General features: G+C 61.0%; 26 protein-coding genes. 15 read left to right on the forward strand and 11 right to left on the reverse strand.

Annotation, left to right across the window (positions count from 1 at the left end; all coding sequences use genetic code 11):
- Together CFII68_RS20955 and CFII68_RS20950 are read right to left on the reverse strand one after the other, a co-directional pair.
- Positions 1 to 1,130: ABC transporter permease (locus CFII68_RS20955; RefSeq protein ID WP_018603079.1), on the reverse strand; the 1,130-nt coding region annotated here is incomplete at its 3' end.
- Entirely contained in the window at positions 1,130 to 1,813 is a 684-nt protein-coding gene (locus CFII68_RS20950) for an ABC transporter ATP-binding protein (RefSeq protein WP_018603081.1), read from the reverse strand. The genes CFII68_RS20955 and CFII68_RS20950, both read right to left, overlap by 1 nt.
- A gap of 10 nt (positions 1,814 to 1,823) precedes the next feature.
- Here CFII68_RS20950 and CFII68_RS20945 point away from each other — a divergent pair, with 10 nt between their 5' ends.
- The 3 genes from CFII68_RS20945 (at position 1,824) to CFII68_RS20935 (ending at position 4,011) form a co-directional block, all read left to right on the forward strand.
- Positions 1,824 to 2,429, forward strand: a complete 606-nt coding sequence (locus CFII68_RS20945) for an arylesterase (protein WP_018603083.1) — start codon at positions 1,824 to 1,826, stop codon at positions 2,427 to 2,429.
- Positions 2,430 to 2,485: 56 nt separating this feature from the next.
- Positions 2,486 to 2,779, forward strand: coding sequence for a hypothetical protein (locus tag CFII68_RS20940; RefSeq protein ID WP_003199347.1), 294 nt, complete (start codon positions 2,486 to 2,488; stop codon positions 2,777 to 2,779).
- Between the two features lie 260 nt (positions 2,780 to 3,039).
- The gene (locus CFII68_RS20935; protein WP_014337267.1) at positions 3,040 to 4,011 is read left to right on the forward strand and encodes a L,D-transpeptidase family protein; all 972 of its coding nucleotides are present in this window, start codon (positions 3,040 to 3,042) and stop codon (positions 4,009 to 4,011) included.
- 124 nt (positions 4,012 to 4,135) lie between these two features.
- On the opposite strand, the gene oprI is transcribed toward CFII68_RS20935, so the two are convergent.
- Entirely contained in the window at positions 4,136 to 4,387 is a 252-nt protein-coding gene (oprI, locus tag CFII68_RS20930) for an outer membrane lipoprotei OprI (RefSeq protein WP_003183784.1), read from the reverse strand.
- 632 nt (positions 4,388 to 5,019) lie between these two features.
- On the opposite strand from oprI, the gene CFII68_RS20925 reads away from it, so the two are divergent.
- Complete coding sequence (locus CFII68_RS20925) at positions 5,020 to 5,301, forward strand: GNAT family N-acetyltransferase (protein WP_014337268.1); 282 nt, start codon at positions 5,020 to 5,022, stop codon at positions 5,299 to 5,301.
- Between the two features lie 163 nt (positions 5,302 to 5,464).
- On the opposite strand, the gene CFII68_RS20920 is transcribed toward CFII68_RS20925, so the two are convergent.
- Positions 5,465 to 6,541: a 3-deoxy-7-phosphoheptulonate synthase gene (locus tag CFII68_RS20920; RefSeq protein ID WP_003199364.1), complete on the reverse strand. Its 1,077-nt coding sequence runs from the start codon at positions 6,539 to 6,541 to the stop codon at positions 5,465 to 5,467.
- Positions 6,542 to 6,808: 267 nt separating this feature from the next.
- Between CFII68_RS20920 and CFII68_RS20915 the strand changes: the two genes are divergently transcribed.
- The 4 genes from CFII68_RS20915 (at position 6,809) to cysB (ending at position 10,370) form a co-directional block, all read left to right on the forward strand.
- On the forward strand, positions 6,809 to 7,762 hold the full coding sequence (locus CFII68_RS20915) for a putative 2-dehydropantoate 2-reductase (protein ID WP_018603107.1): 954 nt from the start codon (positions 6,809 to 6,811) through the stop codon (positions 7,760 to 7,762).
- A gap of 20 nt (positions 7,763 to 7,782) precedes the next feature.
- Positions 7,783 to 8,688, forward strand: a complete 906-nt coding sequence (locus CFII68_RS20910) for a 5'-nucleotidase (protein ID WP_018603109.1) — start codon at positions 7,783 to 7,785, stop codon at positions 8,686 to 8,688.
- A gap of 96 nt (positions 8,689 to 8,784) precedes the next feature.
- On the forward strand, positions 8,785 to 9,285 hold the full coding sequence (locus CFII68_RS20905; protein WP_014337270.1) for a universal stress protein: 501 nt from the start codon (positions 8,785 to 8,787) through the stop codon (positions 9,283 to 9,285).
- A 110-nt stretch (positions 9,286 to 9,395) separates the two neighbouring features.
- Positions 9,396 to 10,370: an HTH-type transcriptional regulator CysB gene (gene cysB / locus CFII68_RS20900; RefSeq protein WP_018603112.1), complete on the forward strand. Its 975-nt coding sequence runs from the start codon at positions 9,396 to 9,398 to the stop codon at positions 10,368 to 10,370.
- Positions 10,371 to 10,377: 7 nt separating this feature from the next.
- Here cysB and CFII68_RS20895 read toward each other — a convergent pair whose 3' ends face one another.
- Positions 10,378 to 10,860, reverse strand: coding sequence for a GreA/GreB family elongation factor (locus CFII68_RS20895; protein WP_003199378.1), 483 nt, complete (start codon positions 10,858 to 10,860; stop codon positions 10,378 to 10,380).
- A gap of 2 nt (positions 10,861 to 10,862) precedes the next feature.
- Positions 10,863 to 11,249, reverse strand: a complete 387-nt coding sequence (locus tag CFII68_RS20890) for a hypothetical protein (RefSeq protein WP_014337272.1) — start codon at positions 11,247 to 11,249, stop codon at positions 10,863 to 10,865.
- Between the two features lie 121 nt (positions 11,250 to 11,370).
- Here CFII68_RS20890 and earP point away from each other — a divergent pair, with 121 nt between their 5' ends.
- On the forward strand, positions 11,371 to 12,504 hold the full coding sequence (gene earP / locus CFII68_RS20885) for an elongation factor P maturation arginine rhamnosyltransferase EarP (protein WP_018603116.1): 1,134 nt from the start codon (positions 11,371 to 11,373) through the stop codon (positions 12,502 to 12,504).
- 48 nt (positions 12,505 to 12,552) lie between these two features.
- A complete protein-coding gene (locus CFII68_RS20880) occupies positions 12,553 to 13,122 on the forward strand; it encodes an elongation factor P (protein WP_018603118.1) in 570 nt (189 codons plus the stop codon).
- Between the two features lie 218 nt (positions 13,123 to 13,340).
- On the opposite strand, the gene CFII68_RS20875 is transcribed toward CFII68_RS20880, so the two are convergent.
- The 3 genes from CFII68_RS20875 to CFII68_RS20865 all read right to left on the reverse strand — a co-directional run bounded on the left by CFII68_RS20875 (position 13,341) and on the right by CFII68_RS20865 (position 15,652).
- Complete coding sequence (locus tag CFII68_RS20875; protein ID WP_018603120.1) at positions 13,341 to 14,354, reverse strand: alpha/beta hydrolase; 1,014 nt, start codon at positions 14,352 to 14,354, stop codon at positions 13,341 to 13,343.
- Positions 14,355 to 14,389: 35 nt separating this feature from the next.
- Complete coding sequence (locus tag CFII68_RS20870) at positions 14,390 to 14,809, reverse strand: organic hydroperoxide resistance protein (protein WP_003199389.1); 420 nt, start codon at positions 14,807 to 14,809, stop codon at positions 14,390 to 14,392.
- Between the two features lie 381 nt (positions 14,810 to 15,190).
- On the reverse strand, positions 15,191 to 15,652 hold the full coding sequence (locus CFII68_RS20865; RefSeq protein ID WP_003199391.1) for a MarR family winged helix-turn-helix transcriptional regulator: 462 nt from the start codon (positions 15,650 to 15,652) through the stop codon (positions 15,191 to 15,193).
- A 144-nt stretch (positions 15,653 to 15,796) separates the two neighbouring features.
- Between CFII68_RS20865 and CFII68_RS20860 the strand changes: the two genes are divergently transcribed.
- The gene (locus CFII68_RS20860; RefSeq protein WP_018603124.1) at positions 15,797 to 16,546 is read left to right on the forward strand and encodes a sulfite exporter TauE/SafE family protein; all 750 of its coding nucleotides are present in this window, start codon (positions 15,797 to 15,799) and stop codon (positions 16,544 to 16,546) included.
- Here the strand turns inward: CFII68_RS20860 and CFII68_RS20855 are convergent.
- On the reverse strand, positions 16,536 to 17,390 hold the full coding sequence (locus CFII68_RS20855; protein WP_018603125.1) for a LysR substrate-binding domain-containing protein: 855 nt from the start codon (positions 17,388 to 17,390) through the stop codon (positions 16,536 to 16,538). The two genes, CFII68_RS20860 and CFII68_RS20855, sit on opposite strands and share 11 nt — an antisense overlap.
- Positions 17,391 to 17,487: 97 nt before the next feature.
- Between CFII68_RS20855 and CFII68_RS20850 the strand changes: the two genes are divergently transcribed.
- The gene (locus CFII68_RS20850; RefSeq protein WP_003199394.1) at positions 17,488 to 17,706 is read left to right on the forward strand and encodes a DUF1127 domain-containing protein; all 219 of its coding nucleotides are present in this window, start codon (positions 17,488 to 17,490) and stop codon (positions 17,704 to 17,706) included.
- A 64-nt stretch (positions 17,707 to 17,770) separates the two neighbouring features.
- Positions 17,771 to 19,000: a winged helix-turn-helix domain-containing protein gene (locus CFII68_RS20845; RefSeq protein ID WP_018603128.1), complete on the forward strand. Its 1,230-nt coding sequence runs from the start codon at positions 17,771 to 17,773 to the stop codon at positions 18,998 to 19,000.
- Positions 19,001 to 19,133: 133 nt separating this feature from the next.
- On the opposite strand, the gene CFII68_RS20840 is transcribed toward CFII68_RS20845, so the two are convergent.
- On the reverse strand, positions 19,134 to 20,480 hold the full coding sequence (locus CFII68_RS20840; RefSeq protein WP_003199400.1) for a class II 3-deoxy-7-phosphoheptulonate synthase: 1,347 nt from the start codon (positions 20,478 to 20,480) through the stop codon (positions 19,134 to 19,136).
- Positions 20,481 to 20,622: 142 nt separating this feature from the next.
- Between CFII68_RS20840 and CFII68_RS20835 the strand changes: the two genes are divergently transcribed.
- Positions 20,623 to 21,378: a spermidine synthase gene (locus CFII68_RS20835; RefSeq protein ID WP_003199402.1), complete on the forward strand. Its 756-nt coding sequence runs from the start codon at positions 20,623 to 20,625 to the stop codon at positions 21,376 to 21,378.
- 489 nt (positions 21,379 to 21,867) lie between these two features.
- Entirely contained in the window at positions 21,868 to 23,541 is a 1,674-nt protein-coding gene (locus CFII68_RS20830; protein ID WP_014337279.1) for a DEAD/DEAH box helicase, read from the forward strand.
- Positions 23,542 to 23,689: the final 148 nt, after the last annotated feature.

The raw sequence follows: 23,689 nt of genomic DNA on the forward strand, positions 1-23,689 counted from the left end.
AGCGCAGCCAGTGGCGGCAGGGCGAACCCTGCCAGCGCCACCAGCCCGGTGCCGATCCCGGCGATCGCCGGCAGCAGGCCACCCGGCGGAACGGTGGTGGGTAGCAGGTCATGCAGCAGGGCGAACAGGCCCAGTTGGGCGATCCAGCCGAGCAGGGCGCCACTGATGCTGGCGAGCAGGCCCAGCACCGTCAATTGCAGGCTGAACAGCACCATGGTTTCCCGGCGTGACAGGCCCAGGCAGCGTAGCAGCGCGCTGGCATCGAAACGTCGGGTGGCAAAGCGGTTGGCCGAGAGCGCGACGGCGACACCGGACAGCAACACCGCTACCAGGCTGGCCATGTTCAGGTAGCGTTCGGCCTTGCCCAGGGCCCCACCGATCTGCCGGTTGCCGTCGCGGGCATCCTGCAGGCGTTGGTTGGCTTCAAGGCCCGGCTTGACCAGGTCACGGTAGGTTTGCAGCGCCGGCGCAGGGCCACGCCACAGGTCTCGATAGCTGACACGGCTGCCCGGCTGGACCACGCCGGTGGCTTCCAGGTCCTTGAGGTTGATCAGCACCCGCGGGGTGAGGCTGTAGAAGTTGCCGGCGCGATCGGGCTCGTAAGTCAGTACGCGGCTCAGGCGCAAGGTCTGGTTGCCGACGTCGATGCTGTCGCCGATCTTCAGGTCCAGTGCCGTCAGCAGTCGTGCTTCGACCCAGGCCTCGCCAGGGTTCGGACGTCCGCCGATTTCTTCCGGGGCGAACGGGGTTGGGGTGCTTTTCAGCTCGCCGCGCAATGGGTAGCTGTCATCGGCCGCCTTGACGCTGGACAGCTGGATGCCGTTGTCGGTGGCCACGACACTGGAGAACTCCACGACCCGGGCGTGTTCCAGGCCCAGTTCGGTGCCGCTGCGGATCTGCTCCGGGCGGGCGGGGGAGCTGCCTTCGAGCAGCAGGTCGGCACCGAGGAACTCGGTGGCGCGCATCATCATCGCGCCGTTGAGGCGTGCGCCGAAGTAACCGATGGCGGTACTTGCCGCCACCGCCACCAGCAGGGCGAAGAACAACACCCGCAACTCACCGGCGCGGGCATCGCGAAGCAATTGACGGACAGCGAGACTGAACAGGCGCAACAGCGGCAAGCGTGCCATCAAGGCTCCAGAGGGGCGACCATCTCGCCGGCTTCAAGTCGGATCAGGCGCCGGCAGCGATGTGCCAGGCGTTCATCATGGGTCACCAGCACCAGGGTCGTGCCGCGTTCCTTGTTCAATTCGAACAGCAGGTCGCTGATGCGCTCGCCGGTGTGGCTGTCGAGGTTGCCGGTGGGTTCGTCGGCAAACAGCACGTCGGGCTCGGCGGCAAAGGCGCGGGCAATCGCCACCCGTTGCTGTTCGCCACCGGAGAGCTGGCGCGGCGAGTGGGTCAGGCGCTGGCCCAGGCCAACGCGCTGCAACAGTTGCGTGGCACGTTCGCGGGCATCCTTGCGCCCGTCCAGTTCCAGCGGCAGCATGACGTTTTCCAGTGCGTTGAGGCTGTCGAGCAACTGGAACGACTGGAAGACGAAACCGACATGCTCGGCGCGGATCCGCGCGCGCTGGTCTTCATCCAGTGCGCTGAGGGCCTGGCCGGCGAGCGTCACTTCGCCGCTGCTGGGCAGGTCGAGGCCGGCCAGCAGACCCAGGAGGGTGGATTTGCCGGAACCGGATGCGCCAACGATGGCCAGGCTGTCGCCTCTATTCAGTTCGAGGCTGAGTTCGTGCAGGATGGTCAGTTCACCTTCCGCGCTGGAGACCACTTTGCTAAGGTCCGTCGCGGTGAGAATGCTTGAGCCCATGGAGAGTCCGATGCGTGTGTGGTTTTTGAGTGCCGGCCTGGCCTTGATGTGCATGGCCCAGAACGCAGCGGCGGGTACAGTCCTGATCGTTGGCGATAGTATCAGCGCGGCTTTCGGCCTGGATACCCGGCAAGGGTGGGTGTCGTTGCTCGAACAACGGCTCAAGGCCGAGGGTTTTGACGATAAAGTGGTCAATGCGTCCATCAGTGGCGACACCAGTGCCGGAGGCCAGGCGCGGCTGCCGGCGCTGCTTGCAGCCCATAAGCCGGACCTGGTGATCCTGGAACTGGGTGGCAACGATGGCTTGCGCGGACAGCCGCCAACACAATTGCAACAAAACCTTGCAGCGATGATCGACAGCGCCCGCGCCAGCGGAGCCAAGGTGCTTTTGCTGGGCATGCAACTGCCGCCCAATTACGGGCGGCGCTACACCGAGGCCTTTACCCGGGTCTACAGCACCCTGGCCGAGGAGAAAAAAATCCCGTTGGTGCCGTTTTTCCTCAAGGACGTCGGTGGCATCCCGACCATGATGCAAGGCGACGGATTGCACCCGTCCGTCGCGGCCCAGGGTCAGTTGCTGGAAAATGTCTGGCCGACGCTGAAACCGCTGCTTTGACGCTTTTCTAAGGGCGGGCTTTCGGCTAATGTGGCGCCCCCGATTTGGAGCCCCCGATGCCGCGTCCCGCCTGGTCCCTGTTTGCCTACCAACTGATCGAGCCTGACGAGCAGCTGGATCTGTTCGCCTGCCAGGAAGTACGGGTGCACCTGGTGACCCGGCAGTTGGAACTCGGTGGCTCGGCCGACCGGACCCTCTGCGGCAGCCTGCTGCCGGCCCAGCCGCGCTGGTCGAGCGTCGATCGCAAGATTTTCCAGGATCATCGCCTGTGCTCGCTGTGCCGGGCGATCCTGGAGTCCCAGAAGCGCGGCACTTCGCCGATCTGGCCTGAGCTGCGGTTCGAGCTGTAATTCCTCAGATTTCCGACATGTCCCTTGTGGGAGCGAGCCTGCTCGCGATGGCGGCGGCACATTCAACATTAATGCAAGCAGACCCACCGCTATCGCGAGCAGGCTCGCTCCCACAGGGATTTGGTCGAACCGTCCATAGATGTGAACGCCTGAAACAATGCTGCACATCGGACGCCTTTGTACCGCTCTCCCCGAAATAACAGGTGGCAGTGTACAATCGCCGTTTTCATACCCTGTTCGATCTGCGAAGGATTTCCCGGATGTTGCCGCGCTTGCCTGCCGTCGCCCGCTGCCTGTCTCTTGCCGCCCTGTGTATGGCGGGCCCCGTTGCCGCCCTGGAGCTGCCTCTGCCACCGCCGGGTGAAGACATCATTGGCCAGGTGCAGGTCATCAAGGCCAAATACGAAGACACCTTCGCCGACCTGGGCACCACCTATGACCTGGGCTACAGCGAGATGGTCGCCGCCAACCCGGGGGTCGATCCCTGGTTGCCGGGCGCTGGCACCGAGATCGTGCTGCCAACTCGCTTCATCCTGCCACCGGGTCCGCGCGAGGGCATCGTGATCAACCTGGCCGAGTACCGTCTCTACTATTTCCCCAAGGGGCGGAACGTGGTCTACACCTTCCCGCTGGGGATTGGGCGTGAGGGCTGGGGATCGCCGATCGCCCACACCAGCATCATCGCCAAGACACCGAACCCGACCTGGACCCCGCCGGCATCGATCAAGGCCGAACACGCTGCCGACGGCGACCCGCTGCCAAATGTCGTGCCGGCCGGTCCCGATAACCCGCTGGGGCCGTTCAAGTTCACCCTGGGCACCCCGGGCTACCTGATCCATGGTTCGAACAAGAAGTTCGGCATCGGCATGCGGACCAGTCACGGCTGCTTCCGGATGTTCAACAACAACGTCCTGGAAATGGCCGGCATGGTGCCGGTGGGTACATCGGTGCGGATCATCAATGACCCCTACAAGCTGGGCTTGAGCGGTGGCAAGGTGTACCTGGAAGCGCATACGCCGCTGGACGACAAGGGCAACCCGTCGGTGGTGGACAAGCACACCGCAGTGATCAACGCGATGCTCAAGCGTGAAGACATCACCAGCAACCTGCGTATGAACTGGGACGTGGTGCGGGACGTGGTGGCGGCCGAAGATGGCCTGCCGGTGGAAATCGCTATTCCGAACACCTCGGCACCGATGGTCACGAGCGCGCCGATCGACTTGCAGCAGTAAAAAACTCGAAAACAACCCGCCGACGTTTCGCGATGTCGGCGGGTTTTTTATTGCCTGCTAAAACTCAAGCAATAAAAAAGCCGACCCAAAAATGGGTCGGCTCGATAACAATCCCGAAGGACTATTACTTGCGGCTAGCTTTTTCCAGCATGCGCAGAGCACGCTCGTTAGCTTCGTCAGCAGTCTGTTGTGCTTTTTGAGCAGCAGCCAGAGCTTCATCAGCTTTACGGTAAGCTTCGTCTGCACGAGCCTGGGAGCGAGCTGCTGCGTCTTCGGTAGCAGTCAGACGTGCTTCGGTTTCTTTCGATGCGCTGCTGCAACCGGTAGCCAGAACTGCGGCCAGGGCCAGAGCAGAGAATTTCAGAACGTTGTTCATCGGTTTCCCCTTCAAGGACTTTCTATTAGTGACTGTCTCCCCAGACTGAGGAGTTAGCCGGCGTACATACTACCCATTACTTGTAGTAAGTAAACTGACGTAGCGCAAGAAGCAAAAAAATTGTAGGCGGTGATTCTTTTTCGAGCAACTTTTCTTCGGATTGTTTAAAAAATATACAGGCCCAAGCCCATGGCTGGGGCGTGCTGGCGGAAAAAAGTTCCGCAGCGGGGCGAACTCTTGCAGCCCTCGCTAACGTCGTTGTTTATTGATTCACCTACACTTTTGTACATTTTTTGTGCAATGCCCCAGGCATCTTTATTGGTATTGGCGGTGACTTTAACTACGCGCGCTCGTCTCAAGACTCAACAACTGGCGATGTTCAGCTATTGCACCGTGACCGACTACAGCGCGACGATGGCGCTCAATCGATAAACCCGACCAGGTTACCCCTTCGATGACAGGCGTGCCTTGAGCATTTGCGTCATTGGTGCCTACTATTCACGACGTGCTCGGGTTTGAGCGGATCGGTTTTGGCGCTCGGTGACCAGGAAGGCACGGGGTGGCGTAGATGTTCCTTCGCCGGAAAAACATCGGTAAGGTAGGGGTCGCATTCAGACCCGCGAGGAGTAGTGATGAGCGAGGCGGTTTCCATCCACCATGACCAGGCTGGTCATCAGTTCGAGACCAATGTGGACGGTCATCGTGCCTATCTGACCTATATGGACCTGGGCAAGCAGACCTTGGACATCTATCGCACCTTCGTGCCCAACGCCTTGCGTGGCCGGGGCATCGCAGCCGCGTTGACCGAACGGGCGCTGCAGTACGCCGAAGAAATGGGCTACACGGTGATCCCGTCCTGCTCCTACGTGGAGCGCTACATGGAGCGTCACCAGCGGCACGCGGCGAAACTCTGAGAAAACGGATTCCCAAAAAAAACGCCGGGCTGAAGAGCCCGGCGTTTTTTTATGGCTTGAGGAAAGTAAAAGATCGCAGGCTTCGCCAGCTCCTACATCCCCGCTCCAAATATGTATAGGAGCTGTGTAGGAGCTGTCGAGTGAAACGAGGCTGCGATCTTTTTCAGCCGCGCTGCCGCTTCGGCAATACATCCTTGAGCTTGGCATGCATGCTGCGCAGGGTGTTCTCGGTCGCGCTCCAGTCGATGCAGGCATCGGTGATGGAGACGCCGTACTGCAAGTCGGCGAGGTCTTTCGGGATCGCCTGGCAGCCCCAGTTCAAGTGGCTTTCGACCATCAGGCCGATAATCGACTGGTTGCCTTCCAGGATCTGGTTGGCCACGTTCTCCATCACCAGCGGTTGCAGTGCCGGGTCCTTGTTGGAGTTGGCGTGGCTGCAGTCGACCATGATGTTCGGCTTGATCTTGGCTTTGTTCAGCGCCTGTTCACACAGCGCGACGCTGACCGAATCGTAGTTCGGCTTGCCGTTGCCACCGCGCAGCACCACGTGACCGTAGGCGTTGCCCTTGGTGGTGACGATCGATACGCCACCTTCCTGGTTGATGCCCAGGAAACGGTGTGGGCTGGAGACTGACTGCAAGGCGTTGATCGCCACGGTGAGACCACCGTCGGTGCCGTTCTTGAAGCCCACTGCCGACGATAGGCCGGAGGCCATTTCGCGGTGGGTCTGGGATTCGGTGGTGCGCGCGCCGATGGCCGACCAGCTGATCAGGTCCTGCAAGTATTGCGGCGAGATCGGGTCCAGGGCTTCAGTGGCCGTGGGCAGGCCCATCTCCGCCAGGTCCAGCAGCAATTGGCGACCGATGTGCAGGCCGTCCTGGATCTTGAAGGAGTCGTCCAGGTACGGGTCGTTGATCAGGCCTTTCCAGCCGACGGTGGTCCGAGGCTTCTCGAAATACACCCGCATGACCAGGTACAAGGTGTCGGAGACTTCCGCAGCCAGCACCTTGAGGCGCTCGGCGTATTCGTGGGCGGCCTTGATGTCATGGATCGAGCAGGGCCCGATGACCACGAACAGGCGATGATCGGTGCCGTCCAGGATGTTGCGGATGACTTCCCGGCCCTTGGTCACGGTGCGCAGGGCAGCGTCGCTCAGGGGAATATCGCGCTTGAGCTGGTCAGGCGTGATGAGGGTCTCGTTGGAGGCGACGTTAAGGTCGTTGATCGGTAAATCAGCCATCGTGTTACTCGTCAGGTCACGGGTGCCGGCCGCCAGCGATCCCCGCGCGGCGGTGCACAGCGGATTTTAAGCGCGTCGGGGAGCCGAACCTTATCGCGTTACGAGGCTGCTCGACAATGGGCTGGGACGGGTTTAATGCCCTAAAGGCTGGGGAAAAGGCCTTGGAGATGGCTCTGCAACAGATTCGTGAGCAGATGTAATGAAGATTGCATGCCATGCCGCTCGCGCTGATAGTGTGCAGGGACTTTTACCAGGAGAGTTGCAACGATGCAGGCAGGCGTGAAACCGCGGATCGGGATGATCGGCACCGGGGCGATCGGTGGGTTCTACGGCGTGATGCTGGCGCGTGCCGGTTTTGACGTGCACTTTTTACTGCGCAGTGAATTTGCTGCCGTGGCCGAAGCCGGTTTGCGGATCGACAGCGCGGTTCACGGTGCGCTGGCCCTCAACCCCGTCCAGGCGTATCGCTCGGCAGCCGATATGCCGCCCTGCGACTGGCTGCTGGTCGGCGCCAAGACCACCAGCAATGCCGAGCTGGCCCCGGCCATTACCCAGGCTGCCGCTGATGGTGCAAAAGTCCTGTTGCTGCAGAACGGCCTGGATGTCGAAGACGATCTTCGACCTTTGTTGCCCGACTCGTTGCACCTGTTGGGTGGCCTGTGCCTGATCTGCGTGCATCGCGTCGGCCCTGGTGTCGTCACCCACCAGGCCCTTGGTGCGGTCAACGTCGGCTATCACAGCGGTCCTTGCGCCGATCAGGCACAACGCATGGTGATCGTCGAAGAGGCGGCGACGTTGTTCCGCAGCGCCGGTATCGACGCCCAGGCCATGCCGGGCCTGCAACAGGCCCGCTGGCAGAAGCTGGTGTGGAATGTGCCATACAACGGTCTTTCGGTTCTGTTGGGCGCCAGTACCACGCCGTTGATGGCCAACGACCATAGCCGCGAATTGATCCAGGCACTGATGGGGGAGGTGGTCCGCGGTGCGCAAGCCTGCGGGCATCACATCGCGCCGGGTTATGCCGAGTATCTGTTCACGATGACCGAGAAGATGCCCGACTACTGGCCGAGCATGTACCACGATTATTCCCACAAGCGTGCGCTGGAGCTGGACGCGATCTACGGCCGGCCGTTGGCGGCAGCGAAAGCGGCAGGGTGTGAGCTGCCGAAAATCGAAGCCTTGTACCAGGCGTTGGCGTTCGTGGACCGATATCACCGCTGAGCGGGCGAAAGGGGAGCGGCATGGCAAACAATATCGACGACAAACTAGTGCTGGCGATTTCGTCGCGGGCGCTGTTCGACCTGCGGGAAAGCCACAAGGTGTACTTGTCGAGTGGCGTCGAAGCCTATCGGCAATACCAGATCGAGCATGAAGACGAAGTCCTGGCACCCGGTGATGCCTTCGCCCTCGTACAAAAGCTGCTGAACCTCAACGAGCACCTGGGGCGTGCCCGGGTCGAGGTAATTCTCGTTTCGCGCAACAGCGCCGACACCGGCCTTCGAGTGTTCAACTCGATTCATCATTATGGGCTGGCGATTTCCCGCGCTGCCTTCGTTGGCGGCCGCAGTCCTTACCCTTACCTCAAGGCATTCGGTTGCGATCTCTTTCTGTCCACCCACGCTGAAGACGTGCGCAGCGCCCTGGACGCCGGATTTGCCGCCGCGACCATCCTGTCGGGTGGTGCCAGTCGCGCGGCCAGCGAGGAACTGCGCATTGCCTTCGATGGCGACGCCGTGCTGTTTTCCGATGAATCGGAGCGCGTCTATCAGGCCGATGGGTTGGAAGCTTTCCAGGCCAGCGAACGACAGGCCGCCCGCGAGCCGCTGCGAGGCGGGCCGTTCAAGGGCTTCCTGGCGGCGCTCAATGCACTGCAGCGCGAGTTTCCCGAGGACGCCTGCCCCATTCGTACGGCGCTGGTGACGGCCCGTTCGGCACCGGCTCACGAGCGGGTTATCCGGACCTTGCGTGAGTGGGATATTCGCCTGGACGAGTCGCTGTTCCTGGGCGGCCTGACCAAATCGGCTTTCCTCGAAGCCTTCGCCGCCGATGTTTTTTTCGATGACCAGGCCGGCCACTGCGAACTGGCTCGTGAGGTGGTTGCCACCGGCCACGTGCCCCACGGTATCAGTAATGAAATGAAGCCCTGACTGCCCTTGGTCCGGGACGTCAAGCCGCACGTCGCAGTCCCCGAGGCGCTGCTAAGCTGAATCAATCTCCGCCATTTTGGCACGCGAGGAGGTCACATGATTCGTTCGATGCTGTACGCCACAGACCTGGGCCTCTATGCCCCTTATGTGATGCAGCATGCCTTGGCGTTAGCACGGACGTTTGAAGCCGAGTTGTATGTGGTGCATGCGGTAGAACCGATGGGGTTGTTCGCCGAGTCGGTGTTGCAAAGCTATCTTGACGAGCAGGCGCTGAACGAATTCCACCGCCAGGGTCTGAATACGGTGATGGCCAATATCGAACAGCGGGTGCTCGACAGTTTTCGCGAGGAGTTGGGGGAAGGGCAGCAGGACTTGAAACTGATCAAGTCGGTCAGGGTGTACCAGGGCGATCCTTCCCAAGTCATCCTGGAGCAGGCTGCGAAACTCTCCGTCGACTTGCTGATCGTAGGCAGTCATTGCCAAGGGGCAAGCGGTGAAACCCCCTTGGGCCGAACCGCTGCACGGGTATTGCAGTTATCCCGGGTACCGGTCTACCTGGTACCGCTGGTACAGCGCCGACGCCAGGGAGAGGCCTGAGGCGAAATGATGGCTTTTTATAAAAAGTTCTAGATTTATTGTCGAAACCTTTCATATAGTTATATACCGTCGCTGATGCCCGTGGCGTCCAACTGCTTTGAGGGATACATATGAAGCTTCAACAACTGCGCTACATCTGGGAAGTGGCGCACCACGACCTCAACGTTTCCGCTACTGCCCAAAGCCTCTACACATCGCAACCCGGCATCAGCAAGCAGATCCGCCTGTTGGAAGATGAACTGGGCGTCGAAGTCTTCGCCCGCAGTGGCAAACACCTGACCCGCGTGACTCCGGCTGGTGAGCGCATCATTACTACGGCTGGCGAGATTCTGCGCAAGGTCGAAAGCATCAAGCAGATCGCCCAGGAATTCTCCAACGAGAAAAAAGGCACCCTGTCGATCGCCACCACCCACACCCAGGCCCGCTACGCGCTGCCGCCGGTGATCAGCAATTTCATCAAGCAATACCCCGACGTGGCGCTGCACATGCACCAGGGTTCGCCGATGCAGATCGCCGAGATGGCCGCCGATGGCACAGTGGATTTCGCCATCGCCACCGAGGCCCTGGAGTTGTTCGGGGACCTGGTGATGATGCCGTGCTATCGCTGGAACCGCTGCGTGGTCGTGCCCCAGGGCCATCCGTTGACCAAGCTGCCAAAGCTGACCCTCGAAGCCCTGGCCGAATACCCGATCGTGACCTACGTCTTCGGTTTCACCGGTCGTTCCAAGCTCGACGAAGCCTTCAGCCATCGTGGCCTGACGCCGAAAGTGGTGTTCACCGCCGCCGACGCCGACGTGATCAAGACTTACGTTCGCCTGGGCCTGGGCGTGGGCATCGTCGCGAAGATGGCCGTGGATACCAAGCTCGACGGTGACCTGGTGGTGCTGGATGCCAGCGAGTTGTTCGAATCCAGCGTGACCAAGATCGGCTTCCGTCGTGGCACGTTCCTGCGGGGTTTCATGTGCGATTTCATCGAGAAATTTGCACCGCACCTGACCCGGGAAGTCATGGCCAAGGCCATTCAGTGCCACAACAAGCAAGAACTCGAAGAGTTGTTCGACGGCGTCGAACTACCGGTGCACTAAGACCCTTCTAGATCGCCTCGGTGACAGCGAACTGTTGCCGGGCGCCCGCTACCACGATCTCTACTTCATCCCCTTCGAACTTGCCCAAAAGGCCGCGGCCCAGCGGTGAGCGAGGGGTGATGACGGTGATCGGCTGGCCCACCAGCGAGACCTTCAAGCCCGCCGCATCCGGCCCCAGGAAGAGCCATTGCTGGCGACCGTCCTCATCTTCCAGCCCGATCAAGGTGCCGACCTGAATACCGCGCTGTTCGTCGTAAGGCCTTAGCGTCAGGTTCTGGCAGAGGGTGAGGGCCTGGCGGATTTCTTCCACGCGCCTGGCTTGTCCGGCGGCGAGGTAGGACGCCTCGAGGCCCAGGGTGTCGTACTTGTTCTCGGCGATGTTTTCTTCGTGGGTCGCGGTTTCGTAGGCGGTCTGCGCGGCGCGTTCGGCGATGTCGAGATCAATCTTGAGCTTGTCGAGAATCAGCTGGTGGACGGTCTGTTTGTTCATGGTCATTCGCAGAATTGCAGGACGTTGGCGCGGCTTTTTTCACTGGGCGCATTCTGGTCCTGTTGCAGCCAGAACTGGCACTTGGGGTTGGACAGGTTGCGCGGATTGTTGCGGGCCTGATCGAGCGCTTGGCGCTGCTCGTTCCTCTGCAGGTTCTGCTGGTACTGCTCGAACATCGGTGTGGGCGGCTCTGGGGGTGGTTGCACCGCCGGTGGTTGCGCCAGTTGATGGACGGCGGCGGCCACGGGTGCCAGTTGTTCGTTGAACAGAAATCTGGACAGCAGCCAGCCCGTCAATACGATGGCGAGGAACCCCAGCCACAGGCCCAGGGCGATGCTGAAGGTCAATTGCAAAGCCGTGAGGCGCGAGGGTGTCGAGTGATCGGGCATGGCTGCTTCCTGGCAGGGGCATGGGCAGGCGATGATTGTCGCATGAAGATTAATCGCCGTCGGCTCTTCTGCGTGATCGGTTTATTCGGGACAATCAGGCCTTTGCCACAGGGAGTCGGGAATGACCGTGCGTTGGGATATTTTTTGCACCGTCGTCGATAACTTTGGCGACATTGGTGTCACGTGGCGCCTGGCTCGGCAGTTGGTGGCCGAGCATCGATGCGCGGTGCGGCTATGGGTCGACGACCTGCGTGCCTTCGAACGACTGTGCCCGGAAATCGACATCACCCTGTCCGAGCAATGGCAGCAGGGCGTGCAGGTGCGTCACTGGCCCGGGGAGTGGGCGGCCACCGAAGCCGCCGACGTGGTGATCGCTGCGTTTGCCTGTCAGCTGCCGAGCGCCTACATGGATGTGATGGCCGCGCGCCAGACGACGCCCCTGTGGATGAACCTCGATTATTTGAGCGCCGAGGACTGGGTGATCGGTTGCCACGGCTTGCCGTCGGTGAAATACAAGCACGTGCAGAAATATTTCTTTTTCCCGGGCTTCCAGGAGGGAACCGGCGGCCTGCTGCGTGAGGCGGGTCTTCTGGAACGCCGTCGGCAATTTCAGCAGGACGCCGAAGCACAACGCGTTTTCCTGCAAGGATTGGGCGTCGAACGGGCGCCGCAGGCCTGCCTGATCTCGCTGTTTGCCTACGAGAACGCCGGGTTGGCGAGCTGGTTTGACGCAATGGCCGCCGATGCCCAGGCGTTTCATGTGTTGGTTCCCGAGGGGCGGGTGCTGGGTGATGTCGAGCGTTGGCTTGGGGTCGATGACCTGGCGGTCGGTGCGGTACATCGACGCGGCGCACTGACGGTGCAGGTGTTGCCGTTCATTCGCCAGGACCAGTACGACCAACTGCTATGGTGCTGCGATTTCAACGCCGTGCGTGGCGAAGACTCTTTCGTGCGCGCCCAATGGGCTGGCCGGCCGTTGCTTTGGCATATCTACCAGCAGGAAGAAGACGTCCACCTGGAAAAACTCGAGGCGTTTCTCAGGCTCTACAATCAGGGGCTTTCGCCGGCGGCGCAAAAAGCGACCAGCGGTCTTTGGCGGGCCTGGAATGCCGGCCAGGACATGACCGAACATTGGAAAGCCAGCCGTGAACAGCAGCAGGAACTGGCCGAACATGCCCAGGCGTGGTGTCTGGAACAGGCCTCGCGAGCTGATCTTGCCGCAGCGCTGGTGAAGTTTTATGTAAATTGGATATGATACGCGGCCTAGATTTTTGTAAATCCCATCCAAATTCGGATATTCGCAATGAAAACTGGTAAAGAACTGAAACCCGGGACCGTGATCCGTCTCGAAAACGATCCTTGGCTGGTTCAGAAAGCTGAGTTCACCAAGTCGGGTCGTAACAGCGCGATCATGAAGACCAAGCTGAAGAACCTGCTGACCGGTTACAAGACCGAGATCGTCTACAGCGCCGACGACAAACTGGACGACGTGATCCTCGACCGCAAAGAAGCGACCCTGTCCTTCATCAGCGGCGACACCTACACGTTCATGGACACCACTGACTACACCATGTACGAGCTGAACGCCGAAGACATCGAAAGCGTTCTGCCATTCATCGAAGAAGGCATGACCGACGTCTGCGAAGCCGTGTTCTTCGAAGAGCGCCTGGTTTCCGTAGAACTGCCGACCACTATCGTGCGTGTCGTTGACTACACTGAAGGTTCCGCTCGCGGCGACACTTCCGGCAAGGTCATGAAGCCTGCCAAACTGAGCAACGGTACTGAGCTGCAAGTTGCTGACTTCATCGAAATCGGTGACAAGATCGAGATCGATACCCGCGAAGGCGGTTCCTACAAAGGCCGCGCTAAATAAGCGAAGCCTTGTGTATGAAAAAGCCCGACCATTGAGTCGGGCTTTTTTATGCCTGCGGATCATGTTCAGACCGAGGGACCGGATGGGATCTGTGGTGAGGGGATTTATCCCTGCCCTGTGGGAGCAAAGCTTGCTCGCGATACAGACGCCTCGGTTCCAGAGACACCGCACTGTTCTCATCGCGGGCAAGCCTTGCTCCCACAGTGTTTCACCACAAATCACTTCAAGTGTTGCTTGAGCTCCTGCGACGCCTGCAGCATTGCCGAACGCACCGCGGGCACCTGGCTGACCACGTTGAGCAAACCATAGTCGTGGATCATGCCGTTGTAGCGTACGGCCGTGACGGGTACACCGGCCGCGTCCAGCTTGCGGGCATAGGCTTCACCTTCATCACGCAAGACGTCGGCCTCGGCGGTTTGTACCAGCGCGGGCGGCAGGCCCTTGAGTTGTGCGGTGCTGGCGCGTAACGGCGAGGCATAGATCTCGCTGCGTTGCCCGGCATCGGTGGTGTAGTTGTCCCAGAACCACTTCATCATGTTTTTACTGAGGAAGTGCCCCTCGGCGAACTGGTTGTAGGACGCCGTCTCGAAGCTGGCATCGGTCACCGGCCACAGCAACGCCTGGAAACGGATCGCCGGCGTGCCTTTGTCCTTCGCCATCAAGGCCACGACCGCCGCCATGTTGCCGCCGACGCTGTTGCCCACCACGGCCAGGCGCTTGCCGTCGACGTTGATCTGCTTGCCGTGTTCGGCCACCCATTTCGTGGCGGCGTAGGCCTGGTTGATCGCCACCGGGTAATGCGCCTCGGGTGAGGGCGTGTAGTTGACGAACACCGCGACAGCGCCCGAGCCCGCCACCAGATCCCGGACCAGGCGTTCGTGGGTTGGGAAGTCGCCCAATACCCAGCCACCGCCGTGGAAGAACATGAACACGGGTAACTCACCCTTGACCCCGGCTGGGCGAACGATGGTCAGGCTGATCGGCTGGCCATCGACCTGGATGGTTTTCTCGCTGACGTCGGCCTTGGGCAGGGTCAGTTTTACCCCTGCCTGGGCGCCCACCAATACGGCGCGGGCGTCCTTGGGCGACAGTTGCTCCAGGGGCTTGCCGGTGCCGGCATTCAGCGCGTCGAGAAACGCCTGGGTGTTGTGTTCGACGATGCCGTCGGCGAAGGCACTGCTGACGCTGAGGGTGAGAAGGGTGGCGGTCAAGGCTTTGCTGAGCGTGTTCATGTGCATCTCCTTAGGTTTGGGTCCAGGGTCGGTTGTCAGACGGTGACGTGCAGGCGCACATCAACGTTGCCGCGGGTGGCGTTGGAGTACGGGCAGACTTGGTGAGCCGCATCCACCAGGCTTTGCGCGTCGGCCTGGTCCAGCCCTGGCAGGCTGATGTGCAGGTCGATGTCGAGGCCGAAACCGCCGGGGATCTGGCCGATGCCGACATGGGCGGTAATCGAGGCGTCGTCCGGGATCTTGCGTTTGCTCTGGCTGGCCACGAATTTCAGTGCGCCGATGAAGCAGGCCGAGTAGCCGGCGGCGAACAGTTGCTCAGGGTTGGTCGCCGCACCGCCTGCACCACCGAGTTCCTTGGGCGTGGCGAGTTTGACGTCGAGGATGTTGTCGCTGGAGATCGCACGACCATCACGGCCGCCGGTGGAGGTTGCGATTGCGGTGTAGAGAGTTTGCATGATGAGAGCCTCGCTTCTGGGTTGGTGTTGTTGCGCTAAATGTTTGCGCGCTAAGTAGGTGTGAAGCGAATGTATAGCGCTAATATTTTGCGCGCAAGATAAATTTTCGAGGCGAGATGGAATCGGCAATCTGAAAAGGCCTGAAAGCCTTTAGCTAGAGCGGTTATTGAGCGTAAAAATTTTTTGAGGAGGACAGGGTAGACAGGGCTGCCGCTATCGCGAGCAGGCTCGCTCCCACACTGGATCTCCTGCGAACACAAAATTCATGTCCGACACAGAACCACTGTGGGAGCGAGCCTGCTCGCGATAGCGGTGGATCAGTTGGTGGGGGTATTGGATGTGCCGGCGCCTTCGCGAGCAAGCCCGCTCCCACAGGAGAGGTCAGAGGCTGTCCTGCAAATGCCCGCGCAGTGCCTGCAGGTCAAGTTGCAGCTTCTTCAACTGCTCCAGGGTCAGGCCGCTGGCGGCGAGGATGCATTGGGGGATGTCGAGGGCTTTTTCGCGCAGGGCGCGGCCCTGTTCGGTGAGTTCGACAATCACCACGCGTTCGTCTTCACGACTGCGGGTGCGGCTCAACAGGCCTTCGGCTTCCAGGCGCTTGAGCAGTGGCGTCAGCGAGCCGGGGTCTGTCAGCAAGCGTGTGCTGATTTCACCGACGGTCAATCCGTCCTTTTCCCACAACACCATCATCGCCAGGTATTGCGGATATGTCAGGCCCAAGGCCTGTAGCAGCGGCTTATAGACTTTGGTCATCAGCAGCGACGTGGAGTGCAAGGCGAAACAGACCTGGTTGTCGAGCAACAGGGCTTCGCAAGCTTCGGGGGTGTCACGCAGGGTGTTCATGGCAAAACCTTCAATCAATGATCGATACGAATCTAGCGGGCGAATCTTTAATGCGCCAGATAATTCTGACGTCATGAGAGATGTTACGTTTCCCCGCTGGCGCCGACTGCGTAGGATAAGCACCCTGATGAAAGGGGAATCGTCTTGTTCGAATTTGTGCAGTTTTTGGTGTTTGGTGCCGTGTTGGGCACCCTGGGGGGATTGTTCGGGATCGGCGGCGGCTTGATTGCCATTCCGGTGCTGGGCGTCTGGTTCGGCCTCGACCAGCAACTGGCCCAAGGTACGGCGCTGGTCATGGTGGTACCCAACGTGATGCTCGCGTTGTGGCGCTATCACCAGCGCAATCGCATCGAATTGCGCCATGTCCTGCCGTTGGCTTCCATGGGTTTCTGCTTTGCCTGGCTGGGTTCGATCTGGGCCGTGGGGATCGACGCGAACAGCATGCGGATCGGCTTCGTCGCGTTCCTGATCGCGCTGACCCTCTACAACCTGGCCCGCATGTTCGCCGCCACCGCACCGGCGTCGGCGCAGATGCGTTATGGCTGGCCATGGCTCGCCGTGTTGGGGGCGGCATCCGGGACCATGGGTGGTTTGTTCGGTGTTGGCGGGGCCGTGGTCGCGACGCCGATCCTGACCAGCATCTTTGGCACCAGCCAGGTGGTCGCCCAAGGGTTATCCCTGGCACTGGCCTTGCCCAGTACCGGCGTGACCCTCGCCACCTATGCGTTTCACCATGAGGTGGACTGGAGCATCGGCCTGCCGCTGGCCGTCGGTGGCCTGCTGAGCATCAGTTGGGGGGTGAAGGTCGCCCACGCCTTGCCGGAGCGGCTGTTGCGCGGGCTGTTCTGCGGTTTCCTGGTGCTGTGCGCGGTGCTGCTCGCCTTTAAAGTTTGAAGCCTTCGATGATGTGCTCGGCCAGGCACTCGGTGATCGGCGAGGGGTTATGCAGGTTACGGATCAGCATGATGCTGGCCTCGGGCAGTTCCGGCAGGTCTTCAGCTTCGCCCAGCACGCGCATGTCCGGGGTCAGCAGGCTTTCCAGTTGCGCCGTGATTGCCAGGCCGGCGCCCACCACCGCCATGAGCGCCGACAGGCTCGAGCTGTTGTACGCCACGCGATAATCGCGGCCCATGGCATCCAGCGCATTGCAGGCCCATTGCCGGCAGAAACAGTCACTGTTGAACATCGCCAGGGGCAGCGGTGTTTGTTCGTGGACGTTGAAGCAGGCGGCTTCGGCCCAGACAAAGCGCTCCTTGCGCAGCAACTGGCCGATTTCGTCCCCCGGTTTGCGGGTGACGATGGACAGGTCCAGGTCCTGGCGCAACAGCAACTGCTTGGACGATTCGCAGTGCACTTCAATTTCGATCAGCGGGTAGAACTGAGCGAAGCGCTGCAGGATGCCTGGCAGGAAGCGCATCACGTAATCGTCCGGCGTGCCGATGCGCACCGTGCCGACCATGTGCGGTTCGCGCAGGGTATTGAACACTTCGCTGTGCAGCTTGAGGATCCGCCGCGCGTAACCCAGCAGCACCTGGCCTTCGGCGGTGAGCTTGACCTGGCGCCCGTCACGCTCGAACAGCCGTCGTTGCAACACGTCTTCTTCCAGCCGCTTCATCTGCATGCTGACGGCAGACTGGGTGCGATTGACCAATTCCCCGGCCCGGGTGAACCCGCCCTGGTCGGCGATGGCGACAAAGGTACGCAGCACTTCCGTATCGATGCTCGGGTAACTCGACAATTGATCAATCTCCGAGATGTATTGCATAAGAAACATTCGTTGGATTGATCTTATCGTTAGCGCGAGACTTGATCCATCCCCAACGGAGGACATCACGATGAAAGGTCAAAAAGGTTATCTACTGATAGACAAACTCTCCCACGGCTTTTCCGTCAGCGCCCTGCTGCACAAGTTTAGCCGCTGGTACGAATTGCACCACGAGCGTGAACTGCTGGCCGGAATGAGCGACGAGGCGCTCAAGGACATCGGTGTGAGTCGTGCCGACGTGGAGCAGGAAGTGGTTCGGCCATTCTGGGACGACCCAATGCACAAATGAGCCATCCTTTCCTACACAAACCCCTTACTGGTGAGGTAGGTTGCGAGCAGACAAGGAGATCTTCATGCCCGCGACTCTGTCCTTTACCCTCAAACAGGCCCGGCGTCTGGCGTTGGCCGCCCAAGGATTCGATGGGCGCTCACCGCCAGCTTCGGTGCAACCCTCACGCCTCAACCGCCTGATCGAACGCCTCGGCGTCCTGCAGATCGACTCAGTCAATGCGTTGGTGCGCTCGCATTACCTCCCGCTGTTCTCCCGCCTCGGTCACTACAATCGCGATTTGCTCGATCAAGCAGCCTGGAGCCAGGGCCGACGTCGCACGCTGTTCGAATATTGGGGCCATGAAGCGTCGCTGCTGCCGATGTCGATGTATCCGCTGATGCGCTGGCGCATGGATCGGGCTTCGGGTGGCGAAGGGATCTACCAGCAATTGGCGCGTTTCGGCCAAGAACGCCAGGATGTCATCCGCCGCGTCCTGGCCGCGGTCCAGGAACAGGGCGCCCTGGGTGCGGGCAGTTTGTCTACGCGCAAGGAAAAGGCCGGGCCTTGGTGGGACTGGAGCGCGGAGAAACATGCGCTGGAGTGGCTGTTCGCCGCGGGCGAAGTCACGGTGGCGGGGCGACGCGGGTTCGAGCGGCTCTACGACTTGCCGGAACGGGTACTGCCGGCCGCGATCCTGCAGCAACCGTTGCCGGACGAGGCCCAGGCCCAACGCGGCTTGCTGATGCATGCTGCCGACGCCTTGGGCATTGCCACCGAGAAAGACCTGCGCGACTACTTTCGCCTCGCTCCGGCCGACTGTCGCGGGCGCCTGGCCGAGCTGGAGGAGGCCGGGGAACTGCTGCGCTGCCAGGTGCAAGGCTGGAAACAACCGGCCTGGTGCCGACCTGCGGCGAAAATTCCTCGCAAGGTCGCCGCCAGTGCCTTGTTGTCGCCGTTCGACTCGCTGGTCTGGGAGCGCGGCCGTACCGAGCGGTTGTTCGACTTTCGCTACCGGTTGGAGATCTACACCCCCGTGCACAAGCGGGTGTATGGCTATTACGTGTTGCCGTTCCTGCACCACGAACGCATTGCCGCGCGGGTGGACCTGCGGGCAGAACGGGCCTTGGGGCAGTTGGCCGTGCATGCCGTGCACGAGGATGCGTCGGGGCTGGACGAGGAGGGGATGCAGGCCCTGGCGCTGAACCTGAGGCGTATGGCCCGGTGGCTGGGGCTGGAGCGGGTGCAGCTCAATTGCCAGCGAGTGAGTGGGGGGCGGTTGGCGGTGGCGTTGGCCCAATTAAGTGGTGACTGACCTGGCCTCATCGCGAGCAGGCTCGCTCCCACATTTGATTTGCCGTGGACACAAAAGCTGTGGTCACCGCATATCCCTGTGGGAGCGAGCCTGCTCGCGAGGCGATTGAACCGGCGAAGAAGGATCTACTGATTCACCGCCGAACCTGCTTCAACGTCTCAGCAATCAGAAAAGCCAATTCCAGCGACTGATCGGCATTCATCCGCGGGTCGCAGTGGGTGTGGTAGCGGTCCGACAGCCCGTCCTCGGTAATCGGGCGTGCGCCGCCGATGCATTCGGTGACGTTTTGCCCGGTCATTTCGATGTGAATCCCGCCGGCATAGGTGCCTTCGGCTTCGTGGACCTGGAAGAACTGCTTCACCTCACCGAGGATCTGCGCAAAGTCGCGGGTCTTGTAGCCGCTGCTGGCCTTGATGGTGTTGCCATGCATCGGGTCTGAGCTCCACAGCACTTGCTTGCCTTCACGCTGCACGGCGCGCAATAGCGGCGGCAAGTGTTCGCCGACCTTGTTAGCGCCCATCCGGGCGATCAGGTTCAGTCGGCCGGGGTCGTTCTGCGGGTTGAGCACGTCGATCAGGCGTATCAGATCGTCCGGGTCCATGCTCGGGCCGACCTTGACCCCGATCGGGTTGTTCACCCCGCGCAGGAATTCGACATGGGCGCCGTCCAACTGACGGGTGCGGTCGCCGATCCACAGCATGTGGGCCGAGCAGTCGTAATAGTCGTTGGTCAGGCTGTCACGGCGCACGAAGGCTTCTTCGTAGTTGAGCAGCAACGCTTCGTGGGCAGTGAAAAAGCTGGTTTCGCGCAGTTGCGGCGAGCTGTCCATGCCGCAGGCGCGCATGAATGCCAGGGTTTCGTCGATGCGGTCGGCCAGGTGGCTGTATTTTTCCGCCAGGGCCGAATTGGCGATGAAGTCCAGGTTCCACTTGTGCACCTGGTGCAGGTCGGCGAACCCGCCCTGGGCGAAGGCGCGCAGCAGGTTCAAGGTGGCGGTGGACTGGTGGTAGGACTGCAGCAACCGCTCCGGGTCCGGTACGCGGCTTTTCTCGTCGAAACCGATACCGTTGACGATATCGCCCCGGTAGGCCGGCAAGGTCACGCCGTCGATGGTTTCGTCGTTGGCCGAGCGCGGCTTGGCGAACTGCCCGGCCATGCGCCCGACCTTGACCACCGGGCAGCCGGCGGCAAAGGTCATGACGATCGCCATCTGCAAGAGCACCTTGAAGGTGTCGCGGATCTTGGCCGCCGAGAACTCGGCAAAGCTTTCGGCGCAGTCGCCGCCTTGCAGCAGGAACGCCCGGCCCTGGGTCACCTCGGCGAACTGACGGCGCAACTCCCGGGCTTCACCGGCAAACACCAGTGGCGGATAACTGGCCAGGGTCTGCTCCACCTGCAACAGGTGCGCGGCGTCGGGGTAGCGGGGTTGCTGCTGGATCGGCAGGGCGCGCCAGCTGTCAGGGCTCCAGGGTTGGCTCATCATGATCTCTAGGTGATTTACGCTCGGACGGCCATGTTATCAGCAAATTAGTGCGTGACCTGCTCCGGTCGCTTCGCGGACAATCGCGCCTTTGTCCCGTATTCGCAGGCTCAAGCCGGCACGGCCACCATCAGGAGATGAAATGACAGAGGAGCGCGTCGAGCATTTGCTCGCCGAGGTGCACGACGAGTTCGGCATGATTCGCGTATTCGAAGTGGCCGATTACCGGTTTCTCGAGTTTGGCGATGCCATCGAGCAGAGTTGCGTGTTCACAGCCGACCCGAGCTGGCTCGAATATGACTATACCCGCGCCATGCTCATCGGCGCGTTGTGTCACGAGCAGCCGGAAAGTGCGCTGTTCCTGGGGCTGGGCGCCGGTACGTTGACCCAGGCCTGCCTCAAGTTCCTGCCGTTGGAAGATGTCGAGGCCATTGAATTGCGCCCCGACGTGCCGCGCCTGGCCATCGAATACCTGGGGCTGGATGACGATCCGCGCCTGTACATCCGCGTCGGCGATGCACTGGAACTGCTTGAAAGCGCCGAGCCGGCGGACCTGATTTTCGTCGACCTCTATACCGATGTCGGTCCCGGCGTCGGGCACCTGGCCTGGGGCTTCCTGGAAAATTGCCAGAAACGCCTCAACCCGGGTGGCTGGCTGGTGATCAACCAGTGGGCCACGGATGACGGCAAGCCATTGGGCGCGGCGCTGTTGCGCGGCTTGTACCACCGGCATTATTGGGAGCTGCCGGTGAAGGAGGGCAACGTGATCCTGATCGTGCCGGCGGACCTGGATCAGGAGCTGGACATGCAGGGACTGGTCGCCAGGGCCGAAGGGCTGGCGCCGAGGCTGGGTTATTCGTTGCAGTCGTTGATCAAGGCCATCCGCCCGGCGACCTGACCCCCGTCCAAGGTGTGACAACCTCCTGTGGGAGCAAAGCTTGCTCGCGATGAACACCACTCAGACCTTTGCGGAAATCGCGGTGTCTGCATCGCGAGCAAGCTTTGCTCCCACAGGTAAAGATGAACCGTTTTAGCACCCATCCCCGCAACGCTGGGCCTCTGTAAAACAAACGGTTGTACCGTTAACCCCAAGGCCTTGTCACAGCGAGCCCCATAACGGGCTCAGGCAATAAAAAAAGCTCCCTTTTTGGGCGAATTCCGGTATAGTGCGCGCCGGCCTTTAGCCGGGCCGCGTCAAGGTAGCGCAATTCCCCGAAGTCAGCTTCGGTTGCATGTCCGCACAACGGATGCTTCCACGACGTTCTTTTTCATTCATTCGTTTTCGCAAATCCCCGCCGACAAAGCAGCCAGGGCGACTCTTGAGTCTCAACACGGCACGCGCAGCTTTGGAGCATGGGTCTTTGCGGATGCACTTAGAGGCAGACCCATGACCCAGGAAACCGGCGGCTTCGCCGCTTTTAATCTCAACCCGAACATTCTTGCTGCCGTCACTGCGACCGGCTACGAAGAACCTTCGGCGATTCAGCAGCAATCGATCCCGATCATCATGGCCGGCCACGACATGATTGGCCAGGCGCAAACCGGTACGGGTAAAACCGCTGCGTTCGCCCTGCCGATCCTGCATCGCATCGATCCTGCCAAGCGCGAACCGCAAGCCCTGATCCTGGCGCCAACTCGTGAGTTGGCGCTGCAAGTAGCAACCGCTTTCGAAACCTATTCCAAGCAGATGCCTGGCGTTACCGTTGTGGCCGTTTACGGCGGTGCCCCGATGGGCCCACAACTGAAAGCCATCCGTAATGGCGCGCAGATCGTTGTCGCCACTCCGGGTCGTCTGTGCGATCACCTGCGTCGTGACGAAAAAGTCCTGGCTACCGTGAACCACCTGGTTCTCGACGAAGCCGACGAAATGCTCAAGCTGGGTTTCATGGATGACCTGGAAGTCATCTTCAAGGCCCTGCCAGCGACTCGCCAGACTGTATTGTTCTCGGCCACCCTGCCGCAATCGATCCGTGCCATTGCCGAGCGCCACCTGCGCGATCCGCAACACGTGAAGATCCAGACCAAGACCCAGACCGTCACCGCGATCGAGCAGGCTCACCTGCTGGTTCACGCTGATCAGAAGACGTCTGCCGTTCTCAGCTTGCTGGAAGTGGAAGACTTCGACGCCCTGATCATGTTCGTGCGCACCAAGCAAGCGACCCTGGACCTGGCCAGCGCCCTGGAAGCCAAAGGCTACAAAGCCGCTGCGCTGAACGGTGACATTGCCCAGAACCAGCGTGAGCGCGTGATCGACTCCCTCAAGGATGGCCGCCTGGACATCGTTGTGGCGACCGACGTTGCTGCCCGTGGCCTGGACGTTCCGCGCATCACCCACGTATTCAACGTGGACATGCCGTACGATCCGGAATCCTACGTTCACCGTATCGGCCGTACTGGCCGTGCCGGTCGCGAAGGCCGTGCGCTGCTGCTGGTCACCCCGCGTGAGCGTCGCATGCTGCAAGTGATCGAGCGTGTAACTGGCCAGAAGGTAGCTGAAGTTCGCCTGCCGGACGCCCAGGCCGTTCTCGATGCTCGCATCAAGAAACTGACCAACAGCCTGTCGCCACTGGTGGCTGACGCCGAATCGACCCACGGTGATCTGCTCGATCGCCTGACCGCCGACATCGGTTGCACCCCACGCGCCCTGGCCGCCGCACTGCTGCGCAAGGCCACCAATGGCCAAGCGCTGAACCTGGCTGCAATCGAGAAGGAACGTCCCCTGGTGCCGAACAACGCACCGCGTGGCGATCGTCCTGAGCGTACCGGTGATCGTCCGGACCGTGGTGATCGCGAGCGTCGTGCTCCGATCCCGCTGGCCGAAGGTCGTGCTCGCTGCCGTACCGCGCTGGGTGCCCGTGACGGCATCGCTGCCAAGAACCTGCTGGGTGCCATCCTCAACGAAGGCGGCCTGGCCCGCGAAGCGATCGGCCGCATCCAGGTGCGTGATAGCTTCAGTCTGGTAGAGCTGCCGGAAGATGGTCTGGAGAAGTTGCTGACCAAGCTGAAAGACACCCGCGTGGCTGGCAAGCAGCTCAAACTGCGTCGCTACCGCGAAGATTGATCGGCTCTTGGGCTGATTGATCGAACATGAAAAATCCCCGACTGGTTCGGGGATTTTTTATGCCTGTCGTTTGGTGTTCTGTCATGGAAAGTGGTGTGGAGGCCAATCGCGAGCAAGCTCGCTCCCACAGAAAATCCAATGTGGGAGC

The sequence above is a fragment of the Pseudomonas sp. CFII68 genome, from assembly GCF_000416195.1.
In the GTDB taxonomy this organism is placed as follows: Bacteria; Pseudomonadota; Gammaproteobacteria; order Pseudomonadales; family Pseudomonadaceae; genus Aquipseudomonas; species Aquipseudomonas kilonensis.